The organism is Burkholderia sp. CCA53, assembly GCF_001685525.1.
Taxonomy (GTDB): domain Bacteria; phylum Pseudomonadota; class Gammaproteobacteria; order Burkholderiales; family Burkholderiaceae; genus Burkholderia; species Burkholderia multivorans.
Genome location: NZ_BDDJ01000002.1, coordinates 2,347,046 through 2,370,119, shown reverse-complemented (window position 1 = coordinate 2,370,119; position 23,074 = coordinate 2,347,046). Strand labels below are relative to the sequence as shown.

The window sequence follows — 23,074 nt, the reverse complement described above, 5'->3', positions numbered from 1 at the left end:
GTGCGGGCGGTCACGCGAGCGGGAAGCCGAGATCGAACGTCGTGCGCACGTCGAGCGGCTGGCGCAGCAGCCCGGACTTGAGGTAGAAATCCGCGGTGCGCTGCTGTTCGGCGATCACCGTTGCATCGATCGCCTGCCAGCGCGTGGCGCGACGCTGGAACTGCAGTTTCGCGGCTGCCGGCGGAATGCCGATGATCCGCGCGAGCGTCGCGGAATACGTGTCGACATGCCGGTACGACCATTGCTGCGCGCGCACGACGCGTTGCAGGAAATCGCGCAGCACGTCGCGCTTCGATGCGATCGCGGCGTCGGTCGCGGCGAGGTAGCTGAGCCCCGACCACAGGCCGCGGCCGTTGACGAGCACGCGCGCGCGGCCGCTCGTTTCGGCGAGCGCCGTATAGGGCTCCCAGGTCGCCCACGCGTCGATCGAGCCGGTCGCGAGCGCGAGCATCGTATCGGCCGGCGGCAGGAAGCGGAACGACACGGCGTCGGGCGGCAGGCCGGCCGCGTCGAGCGCCTTCAGCGTGACGAAATGGCCGATCGATCCGCGCGTGGTGCCGATCTGCTTGCCTTTCAGATCGGCCGCCCGTTTCAGCGTCGCGTCGGGCCGCACGAGCACTGCGGTGCCGAACGGATCCGAGCGGTTCGCGCCGATCACCTTGATGCGTGCGCCCGAGGCGAGCGCGAAGATCACCGGCGCGTCGCCGATCGGCCCGCAATCGACGGCCGCCGCATTCAGCGCTTCGGCGAGCGGCGCGGCCGCCGGAAATTCGGTCCACGCGATGTCGTAGGCGAGGTCGTGCAGTTCGCCGGCCGCTTCGAGCAGCGCGCGCAGCCCGCCTTTCTGGTCGCCGGCACGCAGCAGCGGTCGTGCACCGGCCTGCGCGCGCAGCGCGGCGGGCGCGACGGTCAGCGTGGCGGCGGTGGCGAGCGCACCGGCGTGCGCGAGGAAGTGGCGTCGGGTCGGATTCATCGTCAGGAGCGATCGTCGGAGAGAGGGTTCGGGGAAGTCAATGCGGCAGGCCGGCCTGCACGTCGCGTACGGGTTCGGCGTCGATGCGCAGCAGCAGCGCGGTCAGCGAATCGGCGGCGCCCGTTGCGCGCGACGGGCCTGCGCCGGCGTCCGCGCCGCAGAGCAGATCGGCGGTCGACCAGCCCGTGCTGCCCGGCAACGCACGCATCCGCAGCCAGCCGCGGCGGTCCGCGAACAGCTGCGTGCCGCCGAGCGCATCGGCCGGCACGCCGGCGATCGTCGCGAACGTGCGCCACGCGCCCGGCGACGCGGCCACGCAGTTCGCCCGCGCGGCCGTCGACGGCGGCAGCGGCGCGTCGTCGGTCGTGACGAGCAGCGTCTGCCAGCGCGGGTCTTCGGGCGGCGGCGCGCTGCCGGGCCGCAGCGCGACGATGCGCACGCGCTGTCCTTCGCGCCAGCGCGCGAGCGGCTGCGCCGTCGCCTCGCCGCAGCGCACGTCGAGTGCCGGCAGCGGGACCGGCACCGGCCACGCGCCGGCCGTCCGCGCGCCGCTGCCGGCCGACAGCGCTTTCAGGTAATCGAGCACGGCCCACGTGTCGGCGGCATCGAGCGTCGCGGCGAAGCCGGGCATCGACGGCGCATCGTGCGCGTCGCGCATGCCGTGCCGCACGTGCCAATACAGCTCGCCGTCGAGTCGCCGCGCGAGCAGCGTGCCCGCGAAGGTCGGCGGCCAATGCGCGAGCGTCGCGGCGAGCGGCCCTTCGCCGCGGCCGTCCGCGCCGTGACAGGCCGCACAGTGCCGCGCATACAGATTTGCGCCGTGCATCACGGTCGCGACCGAAAACGGCACCGGGCTGCGCTGGAAACTCGTCGGCACGGCCGGCGCAAGCCACAGCGACGCGGGCGGCCACGGCGTGCACCACGCGAGCGCGAGCGCGCCGATCGCTGCGGTCACGCGCCATCTGCGCGAAGCGACCGCGACGCAGCCGAGCGCCACCGCGAGCGCCGTCGCCGCACAGGCGAGCGCCAGCTGTCGCGTGAGTCCCGCATCGATGCGCAACGTCTCGAGCGCGATCCGCCGTGCCCACGGCCACGCGGCCTGTCCGTCGGCGTCGCCGGTCAGGCCGACCGCGTGCAACGCGCGCGCGAGCGCGATCTGCGCGCGATACAGCGACTGCAGGAACACGAGCGCCCAGTCGGCGAACGGCGGCACCGTCATCGGCGCTCCGATTGCCGCGCACGGCCGATGCAGTCTACCCGGCGAACGACAGCCCGCATCTACCAGCTCGCATCGAGCCCGAGATGGCGCAGCGCTTCGTGGCGCAGCGCTGCGAGGCGCGGGTCGCCGCGATGGCGCGGATACGGCAGGTCCACCTGCAGTTCGGCGACGATGCGCGCGGGACGCGGCCCGAACACGATCACGCGCTGCGCGAGGAACAGCGCCTCCTCGACGTCGTGCGTAACGAGCAGCGCGGAGAAACCGTCGCGTTGCCACAGCGCGATCAGCTCGGCCTGCATCGTCAGCCGCGTCAGCGAATCGAGCTTGCCGAGCGGCTCGTCGAGGATCAGCAGGCGCGGATCGTTGACGAGCGCGCGGGCGAGGGCGACGCGCTGCGCCATCCCGCCGGACAGCTGGTGCGGAAACGCGTTCGAGAACGCCTGCAGCCCGACGCGCGCGAGCGCGTCGTCGACACGATGCTGCGCCGTGCGTGCCATGCCGCGCGCTTCGAGGCCGAGCGCGACGTTGGCGCGGACGCGGCGCCACGGGTAGAGCGTCGGATCCTGGAACACGACGATGCGCGACGGGTCGGGGCGCGCGATCGGCACGCCGTCCTGCGCGATCGTGCCGGCGCGCGCGGCGTCGAGGCCGGCGACGAGCCGCAGCAGCGTCGACTTGCCACAGCCGCTCGGCCCGAGCAGCGCGACGAATTCGCCGGCGCCGACCGACAGCGACACGTCGTCGAGCACCGGCAGCGAGCCGTCGGGGCCGTCGAATGCATGGCTCACGCGACGAATGTCGATGCGCGCGCCGCGCGGCGCGGCAACGGCGGGCGTAATGGCGGGGGCGGCGCTTACCATTGGACGGTTCCTTTCTGCCAGGCGAGCGCGCGGTCGCGCAGCGCGAACAGCAGCGCGATCAGGCCGGAAAACAGCAGCGCCATCACGATCAGCGCCGCATACATGTTCACGTACGACGCCCAGCCCTGCGCCCAGCTCAGATACCAGCCGAGCCCCGATTTCACGCCCATCATTTCGGCGACGACGAGCACCGTGAACGACGCGCTGAGTCCCATGAAGATGCCGACGAACACGTGCGGCAGCGCGGCCGGAATCGCGACGCGCAGCACGAGGAAGCGCGCGCTCGCGCCGAACGTGCGCGCGACGTCGTAGTACTGCCGGTTCACGCTCGCGACGCCCGACCACGTGAGCACGGCGACCGGAAAGCCGGTGGCCAGCGCGATCAGGAACGCGGCGGCCGAATAGCTGGTCGGGAAGAAGTAGAACGTCAGCGGCAGCAGCGCGGTGGCCGGCACGGGGCCGAGCACGCGCAGCACGGGATGCACCCAGTAGCCGATGCGGCGCGACCAGCCGATCGACACGCCGACCGCGAAGCCGACGGCGACGCCGTACGCGAAACCGAGCGCGAGCAGTTTCAGCGTGTTGACGGCGCTGCCCGCGAGGCGCGGCCAATCGTCGACGTAGACCTCGATCAACGCCTGCGGCGGCGCGAAGAACGGCGTAGGCAGCCAGCCGGTCTTTGCGGTCGCGATTTCCCAGGCGGCGAGCACGAGCGGCAGCGCGACGAGCCAGGGGCCCGCACCGTGCACGCGCGCGAGCGGCGCGCGTACGGCCCGCACGAGCGGCCCGAGCGTCGCGGCGACGAGCAGCAGCACGGCGAACGCGCCGGCGGCGATCGCGAACGTGTCCGTGTAGGCCCAGTCGGTGAAGCCGACGACGCGGTTCGGCCACAGCTGCGTGACGGCCGCGAGCAGCGTCCATGCGAGCGCGGCCGCGATGCCGGCGGGCCACACGCGCGTGCGCCGCGCGTCGGCCGCGGATGCCGCGTCGCAGGCGCTGCACGGGACGCGCGACACTGCGGCGCCAGCGCCGCCGGCCTGTGCCGGCGCAGTGCGTGCGGTAGAAGCGGATTCGATCGTCGACATCGCGTCACCCCAGCACGTTTGCATAGACCTGCTGCGCGAAGCGCTGCGGATCCGTGCTCTTTTTCAGCACGTTGATGCGACGGAAATCGTCCGCATAGAACGCGATTTCCTGCTGCAGGTCGACGTTGGTCGGGTGGTGCGTATAGGTCAGCGTCGCATAGAGCTTGCGCAGGTCTTCCGTACTGATCTTCGGCGAATACTTCGCGAATACCTTGGCGGCCTCGTTCGGATTGTCGTGCGTGTATTCGGTCGCCTGCACGATCGAGCGCGCGAGCGCGGCGGCCGCCGGGCGGTCGTTGCGCACGAGATCGCCGCGCGCGCCGATCACGCAGCAGACCTTGCGCGCATATTCGCCGGACAGGTTCGTCGCGAGCTCCGCATAGGCGCCCTGGCTGCGCTTCTCGAGCAGATAGAGGTTCGGGTCGCCGTCGGCGATCGCCTGGATCTCGCCCTTGTCGACCGCGACGCCGAGCAGGTCGGCCGGATACTGCCGCCAGGCGATGTCGCGTTCGGGATCGATGCCGTTCTTCGCGAGCAGGATCGAGAAGAAGTGCTTGCCGGGCGCGGCGAGATCGCTGACGCCGACCGTCTTGCCCTTGAGCGCCTGCAGCGTCGTCACGCCGGCGGCTTTGGCGCCGACGAGCCGCACGCAGCCGCCGTGCGAGCTGCCGATGATCTTCACGTCGAAGCCGGCTTCGAGCGGCTTCAGCCAGCGATGGATCATCCCGACCGCCGCATCGGCCTTGCCGGTCGCGATCGATTCGAGCAGCTGGTCGGTCGAGCCGCTGTAGTTGATGAGCTCGACCTGCAGGCCATTGCGTTCGAAGAAGCCGCGCTCCTGCGCGACGACGATCGGCGTCAGGCAGAACGCGTTCTGGTTCCAGGCGAACGTGAGCTTCTTCAGCGGCGGCGCCGACCACGCGCGGCGGCCGAGCGTGATCGCCGGCGCGGCGAGCGCGGCGGCGCCGGCCGCGCGCAGCAGCCGGCGGCGTGTGGCGTCGTGCGCGTCGGAACGCGCGAGAACGGGGGTATCGGTCATCGTGGGTCTCCGGGGCCGGTCGTGCGGAACGGCGCTCAGTCGAGCAGGTCGGGTTCGTCGGCGACGACGCGCGCGTACAGGCTGTCGAACGCATGCAGCGCGCCGTCGGGGCCGCCGATCTGCCCGTGCGTGTGACGCGCGGTCGCGTGATCGATCGGCTGCGGCGTGCCGGCCGCTTCGGCGAGCAATTGCGTATGCGCGGCGTTGTCGAGCGCGATATACCACCATGCGGCCGCCTCGACCGTCGGGCCGGCCGTCAGGATGCCGTGATTCTTCAGAATCACGCCCTTGTGCGTGCCGCCGTCGGGCTTCGCGAGCGCATGCGCGATGCGCGCACCTTCGCTCGTGTCGACCACCATCCCCGTGAAATCGTCGAACAGCGCATGGTCTTCGTAGAACACGCAGGCGTCCTGCGTGAGCGGATCGAGCGGACGACCGAGCGTCGACCATGCCTTGCCGTAGGTCGAATGCGTATGCGCAGCGGCGACGACGTGCGGATGCGCGTCATGAATCGCGGCATGGATCGCGAACGCGGCCTTGTTGAGCGGCCGCGTGCCGATCACGGTTTCGCCGCGCGCGTTGACGAGCAGCAGATCCGACACGCGGATCTGCGAGAAATGCACGCCGAGCGGATTCACCCAGAAGTGATCGGGCAGCTCCGGATCGCGTGCCGTGATGTGGCCCGCGAGCCCGGACGCGAAGCCGAAGCGCGCGAACAGGCGGAACGCGGCCGCGAGCCGCTCCTGCCGGTGACGGCGCTCGGCCGCGACGTCGATGCGCGGAGCGGGCGGATCGAACCAGAAATGCTGGCGCGGCGTATCGGCGAGCACGAGGCCCGACGCGGTGCGCGTGGGCGGGGAAAGGACGGCGGACATCGTCGGCGTCTCCCGTGGAATCAGGCTGCGCGGCGCGACGCGTCGCGTGCGGCGACGGCGCTGCGCACGCGCGGAATCAGTTCGCGGCCGTAGTCGATCGCGTCTTCGAGCGGGTCGAAGCCGCGGATCAGGAAGGTCGTCACGCCGAGGTCGTAATAGTCGAGCAGCGCATCGGCGACCTGTTCGGGCGTGCCGACCAGCGCGGTGGAATTCGAGCGCGCGCCGGTGAGCTTCGCGATCTCGGTCCACAGCCGCTTGTCGACGCGCGAGCCGCGTTCCGCGGCGGCGAGCAGGCGCCGTGCGCCTTCGCTCTGCTGCGGGCTGCCGGCGCCGAGGCCGGCCGCTTCGCGCAGCCGGCGCGCTTCGTCGAGGATCCGGTGTGCGCGCGCCCACGCGGCGTCCTCGGTCGCCGCGAGGATCGGGCGGAACGACACCGAGAACCGGACCTGTCGGCCGTGCTTCGCGGCTTCCGCGCGCACGCGCGTCGTCAGGTCGCGCACCTGGTCGAGCGATTCGCCCCACAGCGCATAGACGTCCGCATGCTTGCCGGCGACCGCGAGCGCCGCGTCCGATGCGCCGCCGAAATAGATCGGCACATGCGGCTGCTGGAACGGCTTCACCTCGGAAAAGCCCTGCGTGAAACGGTAGTACGTGCCGGCGTGATCGAACGGCTGCGGCTCGGTCCAGATGCGCCGCAGGATGCCGAGATATTCGTCGGTGCGGGCGTAGCGCGCATCGTGATCGAGAAAGTCGCCGTCGCGCTGCTGTTCGCTGTCGGAGCCGCCGGAGATCACGTGCACCGCGAGCCGGCCGCCGCTGAACTGGTCGAGCGTCGCGATCTGCCGCGCGGCGAGCGTCGGGGCCGTAAAGCCCGGGCGATGCGCGAGCATGAAATGGATGCGCTCGGTCGCGGCGGCCGCGAACGCGATCGTCAGCGTCGCCGACGGGCCGGTCGAATGATGCGGAACGAGGATCCGGTCGAAGCCGGCAGTTTCATGCGCGCGGGCGAACTCGCGCACATAGTCGGGATCGACGACGCGGCCGGACGGCGGATGGATTTCCGACTGCTTCTGGCTCTGGATCATGCCGATGAATTCGACGCTCATCTGGGTCTCCGGGAGAGGTACACGGCCCGCGCGGCCGTCGTCGGCCGCCGGGCGGGAATGGAGCGCAGATTACCGCCGCGATCATGCGGAACGGAAATAATCAATCCCGATTTGAATATCAGATTTGCATGGTTTGGGTGGGAGGGCGTTACGCATACGCTGTGCGCTCGCGATGTCATGTCGGTCGAGACCGAGATCGAGATCGAACCGCTCGCGGAACCGGCACACGCGCCGTTCGTGCCCGGCGGCCGTGAATCGATGAAGATCGTGCGTCGGCCGCGACGCGCACGCAGGCACTGCGTCCGATCGAGGGCGGCGCTGCCGCCGGTATTGCCGTCGTACGCCGCCGCATCCTCCAATTCCCCGTTATCGAGAGAACCCGTACCGATGTCCGTCAGCCTTGCCGCTTCGCTGCCGTCGCGCGAGTCGTCGCTGCGCCGCCTGCCCGACGACGAGACGCGCCTCGCCGCGCTACTCGACCGTCTCGTGCCCGAACTCGCGGCCGATGCCGCGCGCAACGATGTCGACGGCCGTTTTCCGCACGAGAATCTCGCGCGGCTGCAGCGCGCGGGGCTGATCGCGCAGGTGGTGCCGCGCGAGTTTGGCGGCGCTGGCGCGACGCTCGCGCGCGCGAGCCGGATCGTCGCGGCCGTCGCACGCGCCGACCCTGCCACCGCGCTCGTCCTGACGATGACATATCTGCAGCACCGCGCGCTCGGCCGGCCCGACAACCGCTGGCCCGCGCAGGTGCGGCGCGCGGTGTTCGACAGCGCGGTCGCCGACGGCGCACTGATCAACGCGCTGCGCGTCGAGCCGGCGCTCGGTTCGCCGTCGCGCGGCGGGCTGCCCGATACGATCGCGCGTCGCGACGGCGACGGCTGGCGGCTGTCCGGTCACAAGCTGTACAGCACCGGCATTCCGGCGCTGCGCTGGCTGGCCGTGTGGGCGCGCACCGACGAACCGCAGCCGCGTGTCGGCGTGTTCCTCGTCGGGCGCGATCCTCACGTGGACGACGCACGGATCCGCGTGATCGAAAGCTGGGATCATCTCGGCCTGCGCGCGTCCGGCAGCCACGAGGTCGTGTTCGACGACGTGCGGCTGCCCCTCGATCATGCGGTCGACGTGCGTACGCCCGACGCGTGGTCGGTGTCGGCGGCCAGTCATGCGGACGTCGACGCGCAGACCGACCAGCAGGCGTGGATGGTCGCATTGCTCGGCAGTCTCTACGACGCGGTCGCGCGGGCCGCGCACGACTGGCTGCTCGCGTTCGCGACGACGCGCACGCCGACCGGCGTCGGCGCGCCGCTCGCGACGCTGCCGCGCGTGCAGGAGGCCGTCGGCGAGATCGAGGGCTGGCTGCATGCGAACCGTGTGCTGCTCGACGATCACGTCGCGCGTACCGATGCGGGCAATGCGCCGGCCGTGACGACGAGCGGACTCGTGAAGCGCACGGTGACGGAGCAGGCGATCCGCGCGGTCGAACAGGCGCTGAAGCTGTCCGGCAATCACGGCCTGAGCCGCCGCAATCCGCTCGAACGCCACTATCGCGACGTGCTGTGCAGCCGCGTGCATACGCCGCAGGACGACGCGATCGCGGTCGCGGCCGGACGCGCGGCGCTCGACGCGGCGGCGCGCCGCACAGCAGGCGAGGGCGCGGGCGAGGGCCAGACGACGCCTCGCGCATCGGCATCGGGCCGCTGCGATGCGTGAGCCTCGGGCCGGACGACGTCTCACGCGCGAGTATCGGGCCGACGCAATGCGCGAGCGTTGGCGAGCGACCGCCGGAGAGCGTCGCGCGACGCACGACGTGTGCGCCGGCCGCCGCTTACGCGGCTTCGTCTTGTGCGCTCGGCGTGAACGCTTCGCGCGCCTGCGCGGCGATCGCGTCGAGCGGTGCCGCGAAGCGCGCCGCATCCTGGCGGCGCAGCAGCCACAGATCGATCTGCGGCTTGAAATCGGCGAGCGGCACGATCGCGAGCGCATCGCGCAGCGGACTGCATTCGACGAGCGGCATCGGCATCAGACCGATGCCGATGCCGTTGGCGACGCTCTGCAACTGCAGGTCGCGGCCGTACGCGTCGAGCGCGACCGGCATCGGCAGCCCTTGCGCGTCGAGTGCGCGGCGCAGGCCTGCGCGAAAGCCGCAACCGTCCGGATTGAGCACCCAGCCGCGCGCATGGCAGTCGGCGAGCCGATAGCTGCGGCGCGGCCAGTCGCCCTTGCGGCCGACAGCGACGAGCCGCGTCGCCAGCAGTCGTTCGCCTTCGACTGCCGGCGGCAGCACCATTTCGCGCGCGAGAAACACGAGCGCGGCGTCGAGCTCGCGCCGCGCGATGCGCTCGACGAGCACGCCGCCCCAGGCGGTCGTGACCTGCGTCGCGAGCGCCGGCCATCGGCTCGCGAGCCGCGCGATCAGCTCGGGCAGCATGCGCTCGCCGAGACCCTGCGTGATGCCGATGCGGAATGCGCCGGCGGGCGGCCGCCGTGCGGCCGTCAGCTCGCGCAGCGCGTCGACTTCGCGCAGGATCGCGCGGCACTGGTCGAACACCTGCCGGCCGATGTCGGTCGGGCGCGGCGGTTTCGTGTTGCGGTCGAGCAGCGTCACGCCGAGCGCTTCCTCGAGGTTCTGTACGCGCCGCGTGATCGCGGGCTGCGTCATGCCGAGCTCGGCCGCGGCCTGGCTCAGCGTCTGGCAGCGAACGACCGCTGCAAAAGCGTCGATATCGCTAATTTTCATGTTTGTTCTGCATGGTATTTCCGGTGCATCATGACGATCCATCATGATGGCCATCATATTCGAGGAGCCGGTCGATGAGTACGCTTTCGTTGCATCAGTCGCCGCTGGGCCCGTTCGTCGACGGCTTGCGTGCGTTGCTCGCGTCGGGCGCGGACGAGGCGCGCATCGTCGACGAGGGCCGGGCGCTGCTCGCGGCGCTCGTCGCGCGCGACGACTGGCTGCCCGACGCGTTCGCGCAGCCCGATCCCGAGCGCTATCGCCAGTACCTGCTGCATCTCGACCCCGACGAGCGTTTCTCGGTCGTCAGTTTCGTCTGGGGGCCCGGTCAGTCGACGCCGATTCACAACCATACGGTGTGGGGGCTGATCGGCATGCTGCGCGGCGGCGAGCTGTCGCAGCCGTATCGGCTCGACGAAGGCGGCCGGCCGGTGCCGGCAGGCGACGCGACGCGGCTGCGCCCGGGCGACGTCGAGGCCGTGTCGCCGCGCATCGGCGACATCCATCGCATGACGAATGCGTTCGCGGATCGCGTGTCGATCAGCATCCACGTGTACGGTGCGAACATCGGCAAGGTCGAGCGCGCGGTGTTCCTCGACGACGGCACCGTGAAACCGTTCGTATCCGGCTATTCGAATGCGTGACGCCGCCTCCCGCACGCGGGAGGCCGCCGTTTTTTCCGTTTTTCCGACATCCCGTTCAACCGACAGAGACATCGTGACGCCAACCGCCGATTCCGTTTCCCGCTTTCCCGTCGCGTCGTACCACGACGTACGCGCACGCCTGCTCGCCCGCGACGAAATCGCGCTGATCGACGTACGCGAGGAAGATCCGTACGCGCAGGGCCATCCGCTGTGGGCCGCGAACTTTCCGCTGTCCAAGCTCGAACTCGACGCGTGGACGCGCATTCCGCGTCGCGACACGCCGATCGTCGTGTACGGCGAAGCCGACGGCGAGGATCTCGCGCCGCGCGCGGCCGCCACGCTCGCGCGGCTCGGCTATACCGACGTGCGGCTGCTCGACGGCGGTCTCGCCGGCTGGCAGGCCGCGGGCGGCGAGCTCTTCATCGACGTGAACGTGCCGAGCAAGTCGTTCGGCGAATGGGTCGAGGCCGAGCGGCATACGCCGTCGCTGTCCGCGCAGGAAGTGCAGGCGCTGATCGACGCGCGTGCCGACGTCGTGATCGTCGACGCGCGCCGCTTCGACGAGTATCGGACGATGAACATCCCGACGTCGACGAGCGTGCCGGGCGCCGAACTCGTGCTGCGCGTACGCGCGCTCGCGCCGAACCCGTCGACGCGGATCGTCGTGAACTGCGCGGGCCGCACGCGCAGCATCATCGGCACGCAGTCGCTGATCAACGCGGGGCTGCCGAACCCGGTGGCCGCGCTGCGCAACGGCACGATCGGCTGGACGCTCGCGGGCCAGACGCTCGAGCACGGCGCGGCGCGCCGTTTTCCCGACGAGATCGATCCCGCCTTGCGTGCGGAAGCGCGCCGCGCGGCGCGCGCGGTCGCCGAGCGCGCGGGCGTGGCGCGGATCGCGCTCGCGGACGTCGACGCGCTCGCCGCCGAGCCGGGCCGCACGCTCTACCGCTTCGACGTGCGCACGCCGGAGGAGTACGAGGCCGGCCATCTACCGGGTTTCCTGAGCACGCCGGGCGGGCAGCTCGTGCAAGAGACTGATCATCATGCGCCGGTGCGCGGCGCACGGATCGTGCTCGCGGACGACGACGGCGTGCGCGCGGACATGACCGCGTCGTGGCTCGCGCAAATGGGCTGGGACGTGCGCGTCGTCGAACCGGCGGGCGACGCGGCATTCGTCGAACGCGGCGAGCCGCCGCGCAATGTGCCGACGCCGCCCGAGGCGCAGGACGTGTCGCCCGCGACGCTCGCGGGCTGGCTCGAAGCGGGCAAGCGCGACGACGTCGCGATCGTCGACGTGACGGCCAGCGCGAACTACGTGAAGCGCCATATCCCGGGCGCGTGGTTCGCGGTGCGCGCACAGTTGCGCGACGCGCTCGCCGCGATCCCGCCGGCGACGCGCTATGTGTTCACGTGCGGGTCGAGCCTGCTCGCGCGCTTCGCGGCCGCCGACGCGCGCGCGTGGCTGCCCGACGGCGCGGCGGTGTTCGTGCTCGCGGGCGGGACGGCCGCGTGGATCGACGCGGGGCTGCCGCTCGAAAGCGGCGAAACGCGGCTCGCGTCGCCGCGCATCGACCGCTACCGGCGGCCGTACGAGGGCACCGACAACGCGGCGGCCGCGATGCAGGCGTATCTGGACTGGGAATACGGGCTCGTCGATCAGCTGAAGCGCGACGGGACGCATCACTTCAGCGTGATTTGACCGCGACGGGGCGCGCGGCCGCGCGCCGTGCGAGACGGTGCGTGGCGGATGCGGTGCGCATGTGCCGCACCGCATCCGCCGCCGCTTCAGCGCTTGAACGTGTCGACGGCCGTCCGGCCGACCGCCGGATCGTCGGTAAAGAAGCCGTCGATGCCCGCGCGCAGGTACGCCTGGATTTCGCGCACCGAGCCCGCCGTGTTGCGCGTGTCGGGCGTCCCGCCATCCTTCAGCGATGCGGGCAGGAAGTTGTTCTCCGGCCGGAACGTGTACGGATGCACGACGAGCCCGGCTTCATGCGCGTAGCGCACGTAGGGCGTCGGCTGCTGCAGCGTGCCGTCCGCGGCAACGGCGATGATCGAGGTCTTGTACGGGCCGACGCCGTTCGCATACGTCGCGATCTCGCGCATCCCGTCGCGCGTCGACAGGTCGCCGTAGGTGCGCTTGTCGTTGGCCTTCACGAAGTCGTACGGGCGCTGCGCGGCTTCGTCCATCAGCTGCACGAGCTTCCAGTTCGGCTGGCTCGCGCCGATCCGGTTGCGGATCGCCTTCAGGTTCGCAACCTCGAACGACTGGATGTAGACGGTCGCCGTGCGCGACGTGTACGGATCCTTCAGCAGCGCGTCGACGAGGCGGTCCTCGAGCGGCAGGCCGATCGACTGGAAGTAGGTCGGATGCTTGGTTTCGGGATAAAGATGAATCGTGCGTCCCGTCTGCGCGGACATCTGCTTCGCGAGCGCGACGATTTCGTCGAGCGTCGGAATCTCGAACTGGTCGTTGTACGCGGCGTTCGCCGGGCGGATCTGCGGAATGCGCTCGCGTGCGCGCAGCGTCTTCAGCTCGGCGAGCGTGAAGTCCTCGGTGAACCAGCCCGTCAGCTGCGTGCCGTCGATCGTCTTCGTCGTCTTGCGGCTCGCGAACTGCGGCAGCGTCGACACGTTCGTCGTGCCCGAGATCTCGTTCTCGTGGCGCGCGACCAGCACGCCGTCGCGCGTTGCCACGAGGTCGGGCTCGATGATGTCCGCGCCGTCCTCGATCGCCTTGCGGTACGACGCGAGCGTGTGCTCGGGACGCAGCGCGCTCGCGCCGCGGTGGCCGACCACCTGGATTTTTGCGGAGATCGGCTGCGTTGGGTCGGGCGTCAGCGTATCGTCGCCGCCGCACGCGGCGAGCACGAACGTGGCGGCACAGGCGAACGGGACGCAGCGCAGGACGCTCGGGCGCTTGAAGAACATGGCGATGGACCTTCGAATCGGGAGCCGGAAAAGGACGCGGTTGCGGCGGCGCGATGCATCATGCCGCGCCGCGCGGCATCGAACGGGACGCGATCGTCGCATCGCATCATTACATATGTATTACTTGTGCCTTTCTTGTTTTTGACGCCCGGCGTGCGTCGAACCGCCGTCGCCCGCGGGGCCCGGCGCCGGATGCACTAAACTTGCGGGAATTTTGCATCGCCGCGCCGGCCCGCGACGCCGTGCGGGCGCGACGATGCGGCGACTCGCGGCCGGCGCGGGCGCCCATGCGCCGGACGTGCGCGGGTGCCGCACCGGCCGATTTTTCCGAATCCATGACGACTCATACCGATCCCGCCTATCTGCTCGGCGACCTGCTGAAGAACGTTTCCCGCTCCTTCTATCTGACGCTGCGCGTGCTGCCCGACGGCATGCGCGAGCCGGTCGGTCTCGCGTATCTGCTCGCGCGCGCGGCCGACACGATCGCCGACACGGCGCTCGTCGTGCCCGAGCGGCGCGCGGCGCTGCTGAACGCGCTGCGCGACGAGATCGAGCGGCTCGGCGACGGCGTCGCGCTGTCGGCTGCACTCCACGACGTGACGCGGATGCAGACGGATTCGCACGAGCACGTGCTGCTCGGCTCGATGCAGCCGATGCTCGCGCTGCTGCGCGCGCAGCCGGACGCGGACCGCACGTCGATCCGCAAGGTCGTCGCGACGCTGACGTCGGGCATGGAATTCGACCTGCGCACGTTCCCGGACGAGCAGTCGGGCCAGCTTGCGGTGCTCCCGACGCGCGACGTGCTCGACCGCTATACGTATCTCGTCGCCGGCTGCGTCGGCGAGTTCTGGACCGACATGACGGCCATGCACACGCGCGCGGCGCGCGGCTGGGACGTGCCGGCGATGCGCGAGCGCGGAATCCGCTTCGGCAAGGCGCTGCAGATGACGAACATCCTGCGCGACTGCGCGAAGGATCTGCGGATCGGCCGCTGCTATCTGCCGGAGGACGCGCTCGCCGCGCACGGGCTGAGCGCGGCCGATCTGCTCGCACCCGACGCGTATCCGCGCGCGCGCGGCGTGCTGTTCGACCTGCTGCGCGTCGCGCTCGACCAGTATCGCGATGCCGGTACGTATACGGTGGCGATTCCGCGTCGCTTCGTGCGGCTGCGGCTCGCGTGCCTGTGGCCGATCCTGATCGGCCTCGAAACGCTCGAACTGCTGGCCGGCCACGACGGCTGGCTCGATCCGGCGAAACCGGCCAAGGTGCCGAGAAAGCGGATCTATCGAATCATGGCGTCGTCGCTCGCGTTCGTCGGATCGAACGCGGCGATTCGCGCGCGCATCGCGGCGCTCGTCGACGCGGTCGACGCACGGATCGCATCGCGGTAATCGGCACGGCAAGCATCGCGCGGCGGCGCGGTTGCCGCCGGCGTTCCTCTCTCGCGGCCCGCGTTCGCCGGGCCGCCGCGTTTCCTCCGACCGCGGTCGCCCGACCGCGTTTCGCACGACGATTCGGCTGCCGAAACGGAGGTGTCACGATCGTCAGCGATCCTGCGCGGTTGCGCGCCGCGAAGGCGTCTGACGACTTCGCGCACTCGATGTGCAGCAGTAAAAATGTAAAGCTAGGGTTTTCACCGGGAAATGCCGGAAACGCCCGCGCTGTAAGCGTTTCCGCGCCTTATGTAACCGTTTGGTGAACCCGCGCGTTGCGTCGATCATACGATGACCGACCGCGCGTATTGGGAAACAATCGGTAATCCGTCAGAATTGCGCCGGCATGTACTCGCACATGTGTCACAAGACCACACCAGAAAAGAATCATTCTTTGAGGACGGAGAATCAATGAAAAAGCGCGTCGTCGTCGCCATGACGGCAGCCGGCCTTGCGGCCGCTACCGCCGCCCACGCTCAGAGCAGCGTGACCCTGTACGGTATCGTCGATAACGGTCTGGCGTACCAGAATAACGCGGCACCGTCGACCGGCGCGACGAGCGGCGGTCATTCGAAGGTGTCGATGTCCACCGGCGTGTGGGCAGGCAGCCGCTTCGGCCTGAAGGGCAACGAAGACCTCGGCGGCGGCACGAAGGCGATCTTCCAGCTCGAAGCCGGCGTGAACACGGCAACGGGCGCATCGCAGTGGACGGGCGGCATCTTCACGCGTCAGGCGTGGGTCGGCCTGACGAACGCGGCGTACGGTACGCTGACGGCCGGTCGCCAGTACACGGCGTACTACACGCTGCTGTCGCCGTACAGCCCGACGACGTGGCTGACGGGCGCATACGGCGCGCACCCGGGTGATATCGACTCGCTGGATACGAGCTACCGCGCGAACAATTCGCTCGTCTACATGTCGCCGAAGTTCTACGGCTTCACGGTCGGCGGCTCGTACTCGTTCGGCGGCGTGCCGGGCAGCGTGAACCGCGGCTCGACGTGGAGCGCGGCGATCCAGTACCTGAACGGCCCGGCAGGCATCGCGGTCGGCTATCAGCGCGTCAACAACTCGACGCTCGGCGGCGGCGCGTGGGGCGACAACTCGACGGTCACGAGCGGCGGCCAGCCGGCCGTGTCGGCGATCAACAACGGCTACGCGACGGCGCAATCGCAGCAGCGCCTCGGCGTGACGGCCGGCTACCAGTTCACGCCGGCGTGGGACGTGTCCGTGTCCTACACGAACGTCCAGTACATCCCGGGCATCGGCTCGTCGTTCCACAACACCGCGATCTTCAACACGGCCGGCGCCGTGCTGCACTGGAAGGCAGCGGCTCAGTGGGACTTCGCGGCAGGCTACTCGTACACGGCCGCAACGAAGTCGAACGGCATCTCGAGCTCGGCGAAGTACCACCAGGTCACGCTGTCGCAGTACTACAGCCTGTCGAAGCGCACGGGCCTGTACGCACTCGAGGCGTACCAGCACGCGAGCGGCAATACGCTGAGCCGCGCGGGCGCGATCCAGTCGGCAACGACGCAAATCGGCGACGGCGTGGCAGCAGGTGCCGGCCAGAACCAGATCGCCGTCGGCGTCGGCATGATCCACCGCTTCTGATGTCGCGCGGCGCGTCAGCGCCGCTGCGGCCAAGCGGTACGCAGTACGGAAAAACCGGCCTTCGGGCCTAATGCCGTTCAGTTAAGCAACTGAACGGCATTTTTGTTTTGGGGAAGGAGTGGTTGTAAACGCTGCTCTGAGATGTTAACTTTTGGCGCGATGCTGACCGACCACCTGACCTTCATGCTCGATGCCGAACCTACCGACCTGAGCCGGTTGGCGGAGCATCTTCCCCATGCATGGATCGAACAGGCCATCGAAGCGACAGGCACGGCGAGCATTCGTCGCCGTCGCTTGCCGGCTGAACAGGTGGTCTGGCTGGTGATCGCGCTGGCGATCTATCGTCATTGGTCAGTCAGCGAAGTGGTGGACAGTCTGGAACTGGTGCTGCCCAACGAGACCACGTTCGTCAGCAAGAGCGCCGTCACCCAGGCCCGGCAGCGCTTAGGCCACGCCCCGATAGCTTGGCTGTTCGAGCAAACCGCGCAAGCATGGTGCAAGCAGGATGGTGCGCGCCATGCCTTCAAAGGGCTTAGCTTGTGGGCCATGGATGGCACCACGCTACGCACGCCGGACAGTGCCGCGAATCGGGAGCATTTCGGGTCCCAAAGCTACGCGAGCGGCAAGGTGGCCAGCTACCCGCAGGTGCGGGCCGTCACGCTGACCTCGATCCCGACGCATCTGGTAGCAAACATTGCGTTTGGCCGCTACGACACCAACGAGATGATCTACGCCAAGAATCTGCTGGCGCAGATTCCCGACCATTCGCTCACGGTCTTCGACAAAGGCTTCCTGGCAGCCGAGATCCTGTGCGGCCTGAGCTCGGGCGAACGCAATCGCCACTTCCTGATTCCGGCAAAGTCCAATACGCGTTGGGAGGTACTGTCGGGCAAACCGGACGATGCATTGGTGCGCATGCGCGTCTCGCCTCAGGCTCGGCAGAAATGCCCCGATCTGCCGGAGTGGTGGACGGCGCGTGCAGTGCGCATTCAAGATGCACAGGGGCGGGAACGTGTACTACTGACGTCGTTGACCGATCGGCGCCGCTTCAAGTTGGCCGATCTGGTTGCTTGCTACGAGCGGCGCTGGCAGATCGAGACCAGCTATCGCGAACTGAAGCAGTCCATGCTCGGTAGCGAACTGACCCTACGTAGCCGAACCGTCGACGGCATCTACCAAGAGATCTGGGGTGCGCTGATCGCTTACAACCTGATTCGCCGCGAAATGGCTTGCGCCGCCTTCGAGGCCAAGTGCGAACCGACCGAACTGAGCTTCGTTCGCTCGTTCCATCTCATCCAGCACGAGATGATGTGGGCTGCACGCACGCCTGCCTTCGCCAAGCTGCCCGCCGTGCTCAAGCGACTTCGCGAACACCTCAAGCTGCTCATCAATGTAAAACGGCCTGATCGCAAATGCGATCGGGCCGTCAAGTCCCGTCCTGCTCGTTATGCCGTCCGGTTCCTCAGAAAGAACCTTAACTGAACGGCATTAGGCCTTCGGGCCGGTTTTTCCATTGGTATCGGCACATCGCGCGCGACGCGCGCTCACCGCTCCATCGGCGACTTCAGCGGATCGTGCTCGCCGGTCAGTGCGAACACGACGAGCTGCGCCGGCTCGCTCTCGCTCGCATTGCGCGACACCTGGTGGCGCGCGCCCGGCGGCTCGTACCAGCCTTCGCCGGCGCGATAGCGCCGCAGCGGGCCGTCGTTGACTTGCGACAACACTTCGCCTTTCGACACGACCGCGAAGACCGAGCCGAGATGCCGATGCGGTTCGGATGCCTGACCGGGCGCATAGTCGACGATTGCGACGACCGCGAGCTTGCCCGGCGCTTCGGGCACGGTCTGTCGCATGATCGCGTGCGCGGCGTCGCCGGTCTCGTGTGCGTGCGTCGGCACGACCGACACGGCGCCGAGCGCGAGCACCGCGCCGACGAGCGCGCGGCGCAAGGAGGTGCGGGTCGTCATCGTGCGCACCTCACTCGGGCATCTTGCGGAACGCGATCGCAAAGCGATTCCACGCGTTGATCGTCGCGATCAGCAGCGACAGGTCGAACAGCTCCTCGTCGCTGAAGTGCGGCTTCACCGATTCCCACACCGCATCGGGCACGTGGTCCTCGGCGATCAGCGTCAGCGCCTCGGTCCATTCGAGCGCGGCGCGCTCGCGTGCGGTGAAGAACGGCGTTTCGCGCCAGGCGACGACGGTCGCGAGGCGGCGATCGGTTTCGCCGCCTTTGCGCGCGTCGGTCGTATGCATGTCGACGCAGAACGCGCAGCCGTTGATCTGCGACGCGCGCAGGCGGACGAGCTCCGCGAGCGGCTTTTCGATCGAGCTTTTCGCGAGGAAGTCCTCGGCGTTGCGCATCACCTTGATCGCATTCGGGCTGGCGGCATAGAAGTTCAGACGCGGTTGCATCGCAGGTCCTCTTTCGGTTGGAGCGCACGGTGGCGCGACGGACCTACTTTACGAGCCCTACTGGCCTGCTTGAATGGCCAATTTCCGGAAATATCAGGTGACCACCGGCGTGCGCCGGCTGGCGACGCCTTCGTCGAGCATCGCGGCGAGCCGCGTGAGCGTCGCGTCGATGCGTACCGCGTCGATGCCGCCATACCCGAACAGGAGCCCCGCGCGCACCGGCACGTCGACGTGAAACATCGAGATGCCGTACAGCCCGATGTCCTGCGTGCGCGCCGCGCCGATCAGCGCCGCTTCGTCGACGCCCGGCTTCAGCAGCGCGGCGAGGTGGATGCCGGCGCTCGGCACGATCGCGTCGAACCACGGCGCGAGCGCGCCGCGCAGATGCGCCACCACCATCTTGCGGCGCGCGTCGTAGTGCTTCTGCACGCGGCGCAGGTGCCGCGCAAAATCGCCGTCGAGCATGAAGCGCGCGAGCGCCGCCTGCGTCAGCGTGCACGTATGCCAGTCGACGATCTGCTTCGCCTTGCAGAGCGCGCCGCGCAGCGCGCGCGGCGGAATCGCATAGCCGATCCGCAGGTCCGGGAAGATCGTCTTCGAGAACGTGCCGACGTAGGCGACGAGCCCCGTGCGATCGAGGCTCTTCAGCGATTCGACGGGCCGCCCCTCGAAGCGGAATTCGCCGTCGTAGTCGTCCTCGATGATCACCGCGCGCCGACGCTGCGCCCATTCGAGCAGCGCGATGCGCCGCTCCAGCGACATCGGCATCCCGAGCGGGAACTGGTGCGAGGGTGTGACGTAGACGAGCCGCGCCTCGTCGGGCAGCCGCTCGGTCACGAGCCCGTGCGCGTCGACGGGCACGCCGATCACCGTTGCACCGACCGACGCGAACGCGGCGCGGGCCGGCGGGTAGCCGGGATCTTCGACCGCGACGATGTCGCCGGGCCGCACGACGACGCGGGCAAGCAGATCGAGCGCCTGCTGCGCGCCCTGCGTGACGATCACGTCGTCCCAGTTGCAGACCACCGCGCGCCGGAAGCCGACGTAGCGCGCGATCGCGCCGCGCAGCTGCGCATCGCCGGCCGGATCGTGATATTGGCCGCGCACGCGCGCCTGCTGGCGCAGCGCGTGATGCAGACAGCGTCGCCACGTGTCGAACGGGAACAGCGTCTTGTCGGTCACGCCGCCGCGGAAGTCGTCGCGCGGCGTGTCGGCCGGCATCGGCAGCGCGTCGGGCAGATCGTTCCACCATGCGCGCGCATCGACCGCGTCGGCGCGCGGCGTGTCGCGCACGAGCGACGGCCCCGGCGCGCCCGCCGCATGCGGGACGCGCGCGAGCCCGTCGGCGACGAACGTGCCGTCGCCTGCGCGCGTGTGCAGATAGCCTTCGGCGACGAGCCGTTCGAACGCATCGAGCGTCGTCTTGCGCGACACGCCGAGCTGCTTCGCGAGATCGCGCGTCGACGGCAGCCGTGCGCCGCCTTCGAGCCGCCCGTCGACGATCGCGGTGCGCAGCTGGCGGTAGATCTGGCCGGTCAGGTCGTGTCGGCCTTCGATGCGGATGGCGATGTCCATCGCAGTGGTTACCTCGATTTGGTCGTTTTGTGATCGATCGGCATACCGCGAGTATGCATCGGACAGGACGCCGATCGCGACCGTCGCCGCGCGCGGCACGGAGGCAAAGATGAAACCCTGCGGACGGCAGGGTCGAACGGCCGTTTACTAGACGACCGGTCTAATCAGCGGCTATGATCCGAGCTCCTGAACCGGACGAGCCGAACCGTGCGACATGCGGCGCGCCGGATGACGGGACGCGAGCGGCACGCAGACGTGCGCACGCGGGAAGGGCGGAGCGGCAAAGCGACGCGCTGCCGGCGGCGCACGCCGTGGCGCGACAGGCGCACAATCGGGCTGATGCGGCAACGCAGTCGCCACCGATGCGCGCCGACACCGCGTGTCGCGCGTGGCTTGTAGACGACTGGTCTAATACAGCGACCGGTTTTGTGTATCGCTGCCGCACGTTGCCGCACGAGCGCGGACTAACGGGCACGCACCGCGCGCATGCGGCACCGCGCGTCGTGCGCCGGCATGCCCGATGCGCGACACGGCTGCCGCCCGCGCGGCCTGTTCCCGTCAATTTCATAGGAGTGTCCGATCATGAAGATTCTGGTTGTCCTGACCTCGCACGACACGCTTGGCGACACCGGCAAGAAAACCGGCTTCTGGCTCGAGGAACTGGCCGCGCCGTACTACGCGTTCAAGGATGCGGGGATCGAGCTGACGCTCGCGTCGCCGAAGGGCGGCCAGCCGCCGCTCGACCCGAAGAGCAGCGATCCGTCCGCGCAGACCGATGCGACGCGCCGTTTCGATGCCGATCCGGCCGCCAAGGCCGAACTCGCGGCGACGCGCAAGCTGGCCGACGTGTCGATCGACGACTACGACGCGGTGTTCTACCCCGGCGGCCATGGCCCGCTGTGGGATCTCGCCGAGGATCTGCATTCGATCGGCCTGATCGAACGCACGCTCGCGGCCGGCAAGCCGGCGGCGCTCGTCTGTCATGCGCCGGGCGTGCTGCGCCACGTGAAGGACCCGAAAACCGGTGAGTCGGTCGTGCGCGGCAAGCGCGTGACCGGCTTCACGAACAGCGAGGAGGCGGCCGTCGAGCTGACCGAAGTCGTGCCGTTCCTCGTCGAGGACATGCTGAAGACCAACGGTGCGCAGTTCGAGCGCGGCGCCGATTGGGCGCCGCATGTCGTCGCCGACGGGCTGCTGATCACCGGGCAGAACCCGGCGTCGTCGGCGCCCGCGGCCGAAGCGCTGCTCGCCGCGCTGAGCCGGCGCTGAACGCGCCGCTGGCCAGGCGCCGTCGCGTCGCGCAAGCGGCGCGGCGGCATCCGTTTCGCGCCGTCGTGCAGCCGCACGACGGCTCAACCCGCCGTTTCGCAGGACCAAGCAAAAGGAGTCGTGGATGTCTGCCTTGTTCGAACCGTTCAAACTGAAGGATGTCACGTTGCGCAACCGGATCGCGGTGCCGCCGATGTGTCAGTACGTCGCCGAGGACGGCGTCGTCAACGACTGGCATCACGTGCACCTGGCCGGCATCGCCCGCGGCGGCGCGGGCCTCGTGATCGCCGAGGCGACGGCCGTGTCGCCGGAAGGCCGCATCACGCCGGGCTGCGCCGGACTCTGGACCGATGCGCAGGCCGAAGCGTTCGCGCCGTCGGTCGCGGCGATCAAGGCCGCGGGCGCGGTGCCCGGCATCCAGATCGCGCATGCGGGCCGCAAGGCGAGCGCGAACCGTCCGTGGGAAGGCGACGACCATATCCCCGAAGGCGATCCGCGCGGCTGGCAGACCATCGCGCCGTCGTCCGTGCCGTTCGGCGCGCATCTGCCGAAGGTGCCGCGCGAGATGACGCGCGACGACATCGCGCGCGTGCAGGCCGATTTCGTCGCGGCGGCCAGGCGTGCGCGCGACATCGGCTTCGAATGGCTCGAACTGCATTTCGCGCACGGCTATCTCGGCCAGAGCTTCTTCTCCGTGCACTCGAACCGGCGCACCGACGAATACGGCGGCTCGGCCGAGAATCGCGGCCGCTTCCTCGTCGAGACGCTGGCCGCGGTCCGCAAGGTCTGGCCCGAGCATCTGCCGCTGACCGCGCGTTTCGGCGTGATCGAATACGACGGCCGCGACGAGGAGACGCTCGCCGAATCGATCGCGCTCACGCAGCGACTGAAGCAGGAAGGGCTCGACATGCTGAGCGTGTCGGTCGGCTTCTCGACGCCCGATGCGCAGATTCCGTGGGGCCCGGCGTTCCTCGCGCCGGTCGCCGAGCGCGTGCGCCGCGAAGCGGGGCTGCCGGTGTCGTCCGCGTGGGGCATCGACACGCCGCAACTGGCAAACCGCGTCGTCGCCGACGAGCAGCTCGATCTCGTGATGGTCGGCCGCGCGCATCTGGCCGACCCGCACTGGCCGTACTATGCGGCCAGGCAACTCGGCGTCGAGCGTCCGTCGTGGACGCTGCCCGCGCCGTATGCACACTGGCTCGAGCGCTATCGCGTCGCCGAGAAGGCAGCGTAAGCCCGCGTCGCGCCGCGCGCATGCGCGGCATCGATGGATAGAATGGCGGTTCGCGCAGTGAGGTTGCT

At 69.4% G+C, this 23,074-nt stretch carries 20 protein-coding genes; 8 read left to right on the top strand and 12 right to left on the bottom strand.

What is annotated here, in order from left to right; genetic code table 11:
- Positions 1 to 10: 10 nt before the first annotated feature.
- Genes BCR55_RS26680 through BCR55_RS26650 form a run of 7 tightly spaced genes read right to left on the bottom strand, consistent with a single transcriptional unit; the run spans position 11 to position 7,157 of the window.
- The gene (locus tag BCR55_RS26680; RefSeq protein WP_006403661.1) at positions 11 to 973 is read right to left on the bottom strand and encodes an ABC transporter substrate-binding protein; all 963 of its coding nucleotides are present in this window, start codon (positions 971 to 973) and stop codon (positions 11 to 13) included.
- Between the two features lie 37 nt (positions 974 to 1,010).
- Complete coding sequence (locus BCR55_RS26675; RefSeq protein ID WP_065495013.1) at positions 1,011 to 2,192, bottom strand: c-type cytochrome; 1,182 nt, start codon at positions 2,190 to 2,192, stop codon at positions 1,011 to 1,013.
- A gap of 59 nt (positions 2,193 to 2,251) precedes the next feature.
- Positions 2,252 to 3,052 carry an ABC transporter ATP-binding protein gene (locus BCR55_RS26670; RefSeq protein WP_065495010.1) on the bottom strand — a complete coding sequence of 267 codons (801 nt, stop codon included), beginning with the start codon at positions 3,050 to 3,052 and terminating at the stop codon, positions 2,252 to 2,254.
- On the bottom strand, positions 3,046 to 4,137 hold the full coding sequence (locus BCR55_RS26665; protein ID WP_065496618.1) for an ABC transporter permease: 1,092 nt from the start codon (positions 4,135 to 4,137) through the stop codon (positions 3,046 to 3,048). The genes BCR55_RS26670 and BCR55_RS26665 overlap by 7 nt, the downstream gene beginning before the upstream one ends.
- A gap of 4 nt (positions 4,138 to 4,141) precedes the next feature.
- Positions 4,142 to 5,176, bottom strand: a complete 1,035-nt coding sequence (locus BCR55_RS26660) for an ABC transporter substrate-binding protein (RefSeq protein WP_065495008.1) — start codon at positions 5,174 to 5,176, stop codon at positions 4,142 to 4,144.
- Positions 5,177 to 5,211: 35 nt separating this feature from the next.
- The gene (locus BCR55_RS26655; protein WP_006403656.1) at positions 5,212 to 6,051 is read right to left on the bottom strand and encodes a class II aldolase/adducin family protein; all 840 of its coding nucleotides are present in this window, start codon (positions 6,049 to 6,051) and stop codon (positions 5,212 to 5,214) included.
- Between the two features lie 20 nt (positions 6,052 to 6,071).
- A complete protein-coding gene (locus BCR55_RS26650) occupies positions 6,072 to 7,157 on the bottom strand; it encodes an LLM class flavin-dependent oxidoreductase (protein ID WP_006403655.1) in 1,086 nt (361 codons plus the stop codon).
- A 387-nt stretch (positions 7,158 to 7,544) separates the two neighbouring features.
- Between BCR55_RS26650 and BCR55_RS26645 the strand changes: the two genes are divergently transcribed.
- Complete coding sequence (locus tag BCR55_RS26645; RefSeq protein WP_053298595.1) at positions 7,545 to 8,867, top strand: acyl-CoA dehydrogenase family protein; 1,323 nt, start codon at positions 7,545 to 7,547, stop codon at positions 8,865 to 8,867.
- Positions 8,868 to 8,982: 115 nt separating this feature from the next.
- Here the strand turns inward: BCR55_RS26645 and BCR55_RS26640 are convergent, their stop codons facing one another.
- On the bottom strand, positions 8,983 to 9,894 hold the full coding sequence (locus BCR55_RS26640) for a LysR family transcriptional regulator (RefSeq protein WP_065496615.1): 912 nt from the start codon (positions 9,892 to 9,894) through the stop codon (positions 8,983 to 8,985).
- A gap of 74 nt (positions 9,895 to 9,968) precedes the next feature.
- On the opposite strand from BCR55_RS26640, the gene BCR55_RS26635 reads away from it, so the two are divergent.
- Complete coding sequence (locus tag BCR55_RS26635; RefSeq protein WP_065496613.1) at positions 9,969 to 10,535, top strand: cysteine dioxygenase; 567 nt, start codon at positions 9,969 to 9,971, stop codon at positions 10,533 to 10,535.
- A 73-nt stretch (positions 10,536 to 10,608) separates the two neighbouring features.
- On the top strand, positions 10,609 to 12,237 hold the full coding sequence (locus tag BCR55_RS26630; RefSeq protein ID WP_065496611.1) for a rhodanese-related sulfurtransferase: 1,629 nt from the start codon (positions 10,609 to 10,611) through the stop codon (positions 12,235 to 12,237).
- A gap of 86 nt (positions 12,238 to 12,323) precedes the next feature.
- On the opposite strand, the gene BCR55_RS26625 is transcribed toward BCR55_RS26630, so the two are convergent.
- A complete protein-coding gene (locus BCR55_RS26625) occupies positions 12,324 to 13,469 on the bottom strand; it encodes a glycerophosphodiester phosphodiesterase (protein WP_065496609.1) in 1,146 nt (381 codons plus the stop codon).
- Positions 13,470 to 13,804: 335 nt separating this feature from the next.
- Here BCR55_RS26625 and BCR55_RS26620 point away from each other — a divergent pair, with 335 nt between their 5' ends.
- From BCR55_RS26620 to BCR55_RS26610, 3 genes are all read left to right on the top strand, one after another.
- Positions 13,805 to 14,860: a phytoene/squalene synthase family protein gene (locus tag BCR55_RS26620; protein WP_065496607.1), complete on the top strand. Its 1,056-nt coding sequence runs from the start codon at positions 13,805 to 13,807 to the stop codon at positions 14,858 to 14,860.
- Between the two features lie 453 nt (positions 14,861 to 15,313).
- Positions 15,314 to 16,513 (top strand): porin, encoded by a 1,200-nt coding sequence (locus BCR55_RS26615; protein WP_035487722.1) that lies wholly within the window; start codon positions 15,314 to 15,316, stop codon positions 16,511 to 16,513.
- A 159-nt stretch (positions 16,514 to 16,672) separates the two neighbouring features.
- The gene (locus BCR55_RS26610; protein WP_065494898.1) at positions 16,673 to 17,995 is read left to right on the top strand and encodes an IS4 family transposase; all 1,323 of its coding nucleotides are present in this window, start codon (positions 16,673 to 16,675) and stop codon (positions 17,993 to 17,995) included.
- 62 nt (positions 17,996 to 18,057) lie between these two features.
- Here BCR55_RS26610 and BCR55_RS26605 read toward each other — a convergent pair whose 3' ends face one another.
- The 3 genes from BCR55_RS26605 to BCR55_RS26595 all read right to left on the bottom strand — a co-directional run bounded on the left by BCR55_RS26605 (position 18,058) and on the right by BCR55_RS26595 (position 20,503).
- The gene (locus tag BCR55_RS26605) at positions 18,058 to 18,480 is read right to left on the bottom strand and encodes a cupin domain-containing protein (protein WP_035948682.1); all 423 of its coding nucleotides are present in this window, start codon (positions 18,478 to 18,480) and stop codon (positions 18,058 to 18,060) included.
- 10 nt (positions 18,481 to 18,490) lie between these two features.
- On the bottom strand, positions 18,491 to 18,928 hold the full coding sequence (locus BCR55_RS26600) for a carboxymuconolactone decarboxylase family protein (RefSeq protein ID WP_006403645.1): 438 nt from the start codon (positions 18,926 to 18,928) through the stop codon (positions 18,491 to 18,493).
- Between the two features lie 93 nt (positions 18,929 to 19,021).
- Positions 19,022 to 20,503: a PLP-dependent aminotransferase family protein gene (locus BCR55_RS26595; protein ID WP_065496787.1), complete on the bottom strand. Its 1,482-nt coding sequence runs from the start codon at positions 20,501 to 20,503 to the stop codon at positions 19,022 to 19,024.
- Positions 20,504 to 21,085: 582 nt separating this feature from the next.
- On the opposite strand from BCR55_RS26595, the gene BCR55_RS26590 reads away from it, so the two are divergent.
- Together BCR55_RS26590 and BCR55_RS26585 are read left to right on the top strand one after the other, a co-directional pair.
- Positions 21,086 to 21,772, top strand: coding sequence for a type 1 glutamine amidotransferase domain-containing protein (locus BCR55_RS26590; RefSeq protein ID WP_006403640.1), 687 nt, complete (start codon positions 21,086 to 21,088; stop codon positions 21,770 to 21,772).
- Between the two features lie 124 nt (positions 21,773 to 21,896).
- Positions 21,897 to 23,006, top strand: a complete 1,110-nt coding sequence (locus BCR55_RS26585) for an NADH:flavin oxidoreductase/NADH oxidase (protein WP_006411632.1) — start codon at positions 21,897 to 21,899, stop codon at positions 23,004 to 23,006.
- Positions 23,007 to 23,074 lie beyond the last annotated feature (68 nt).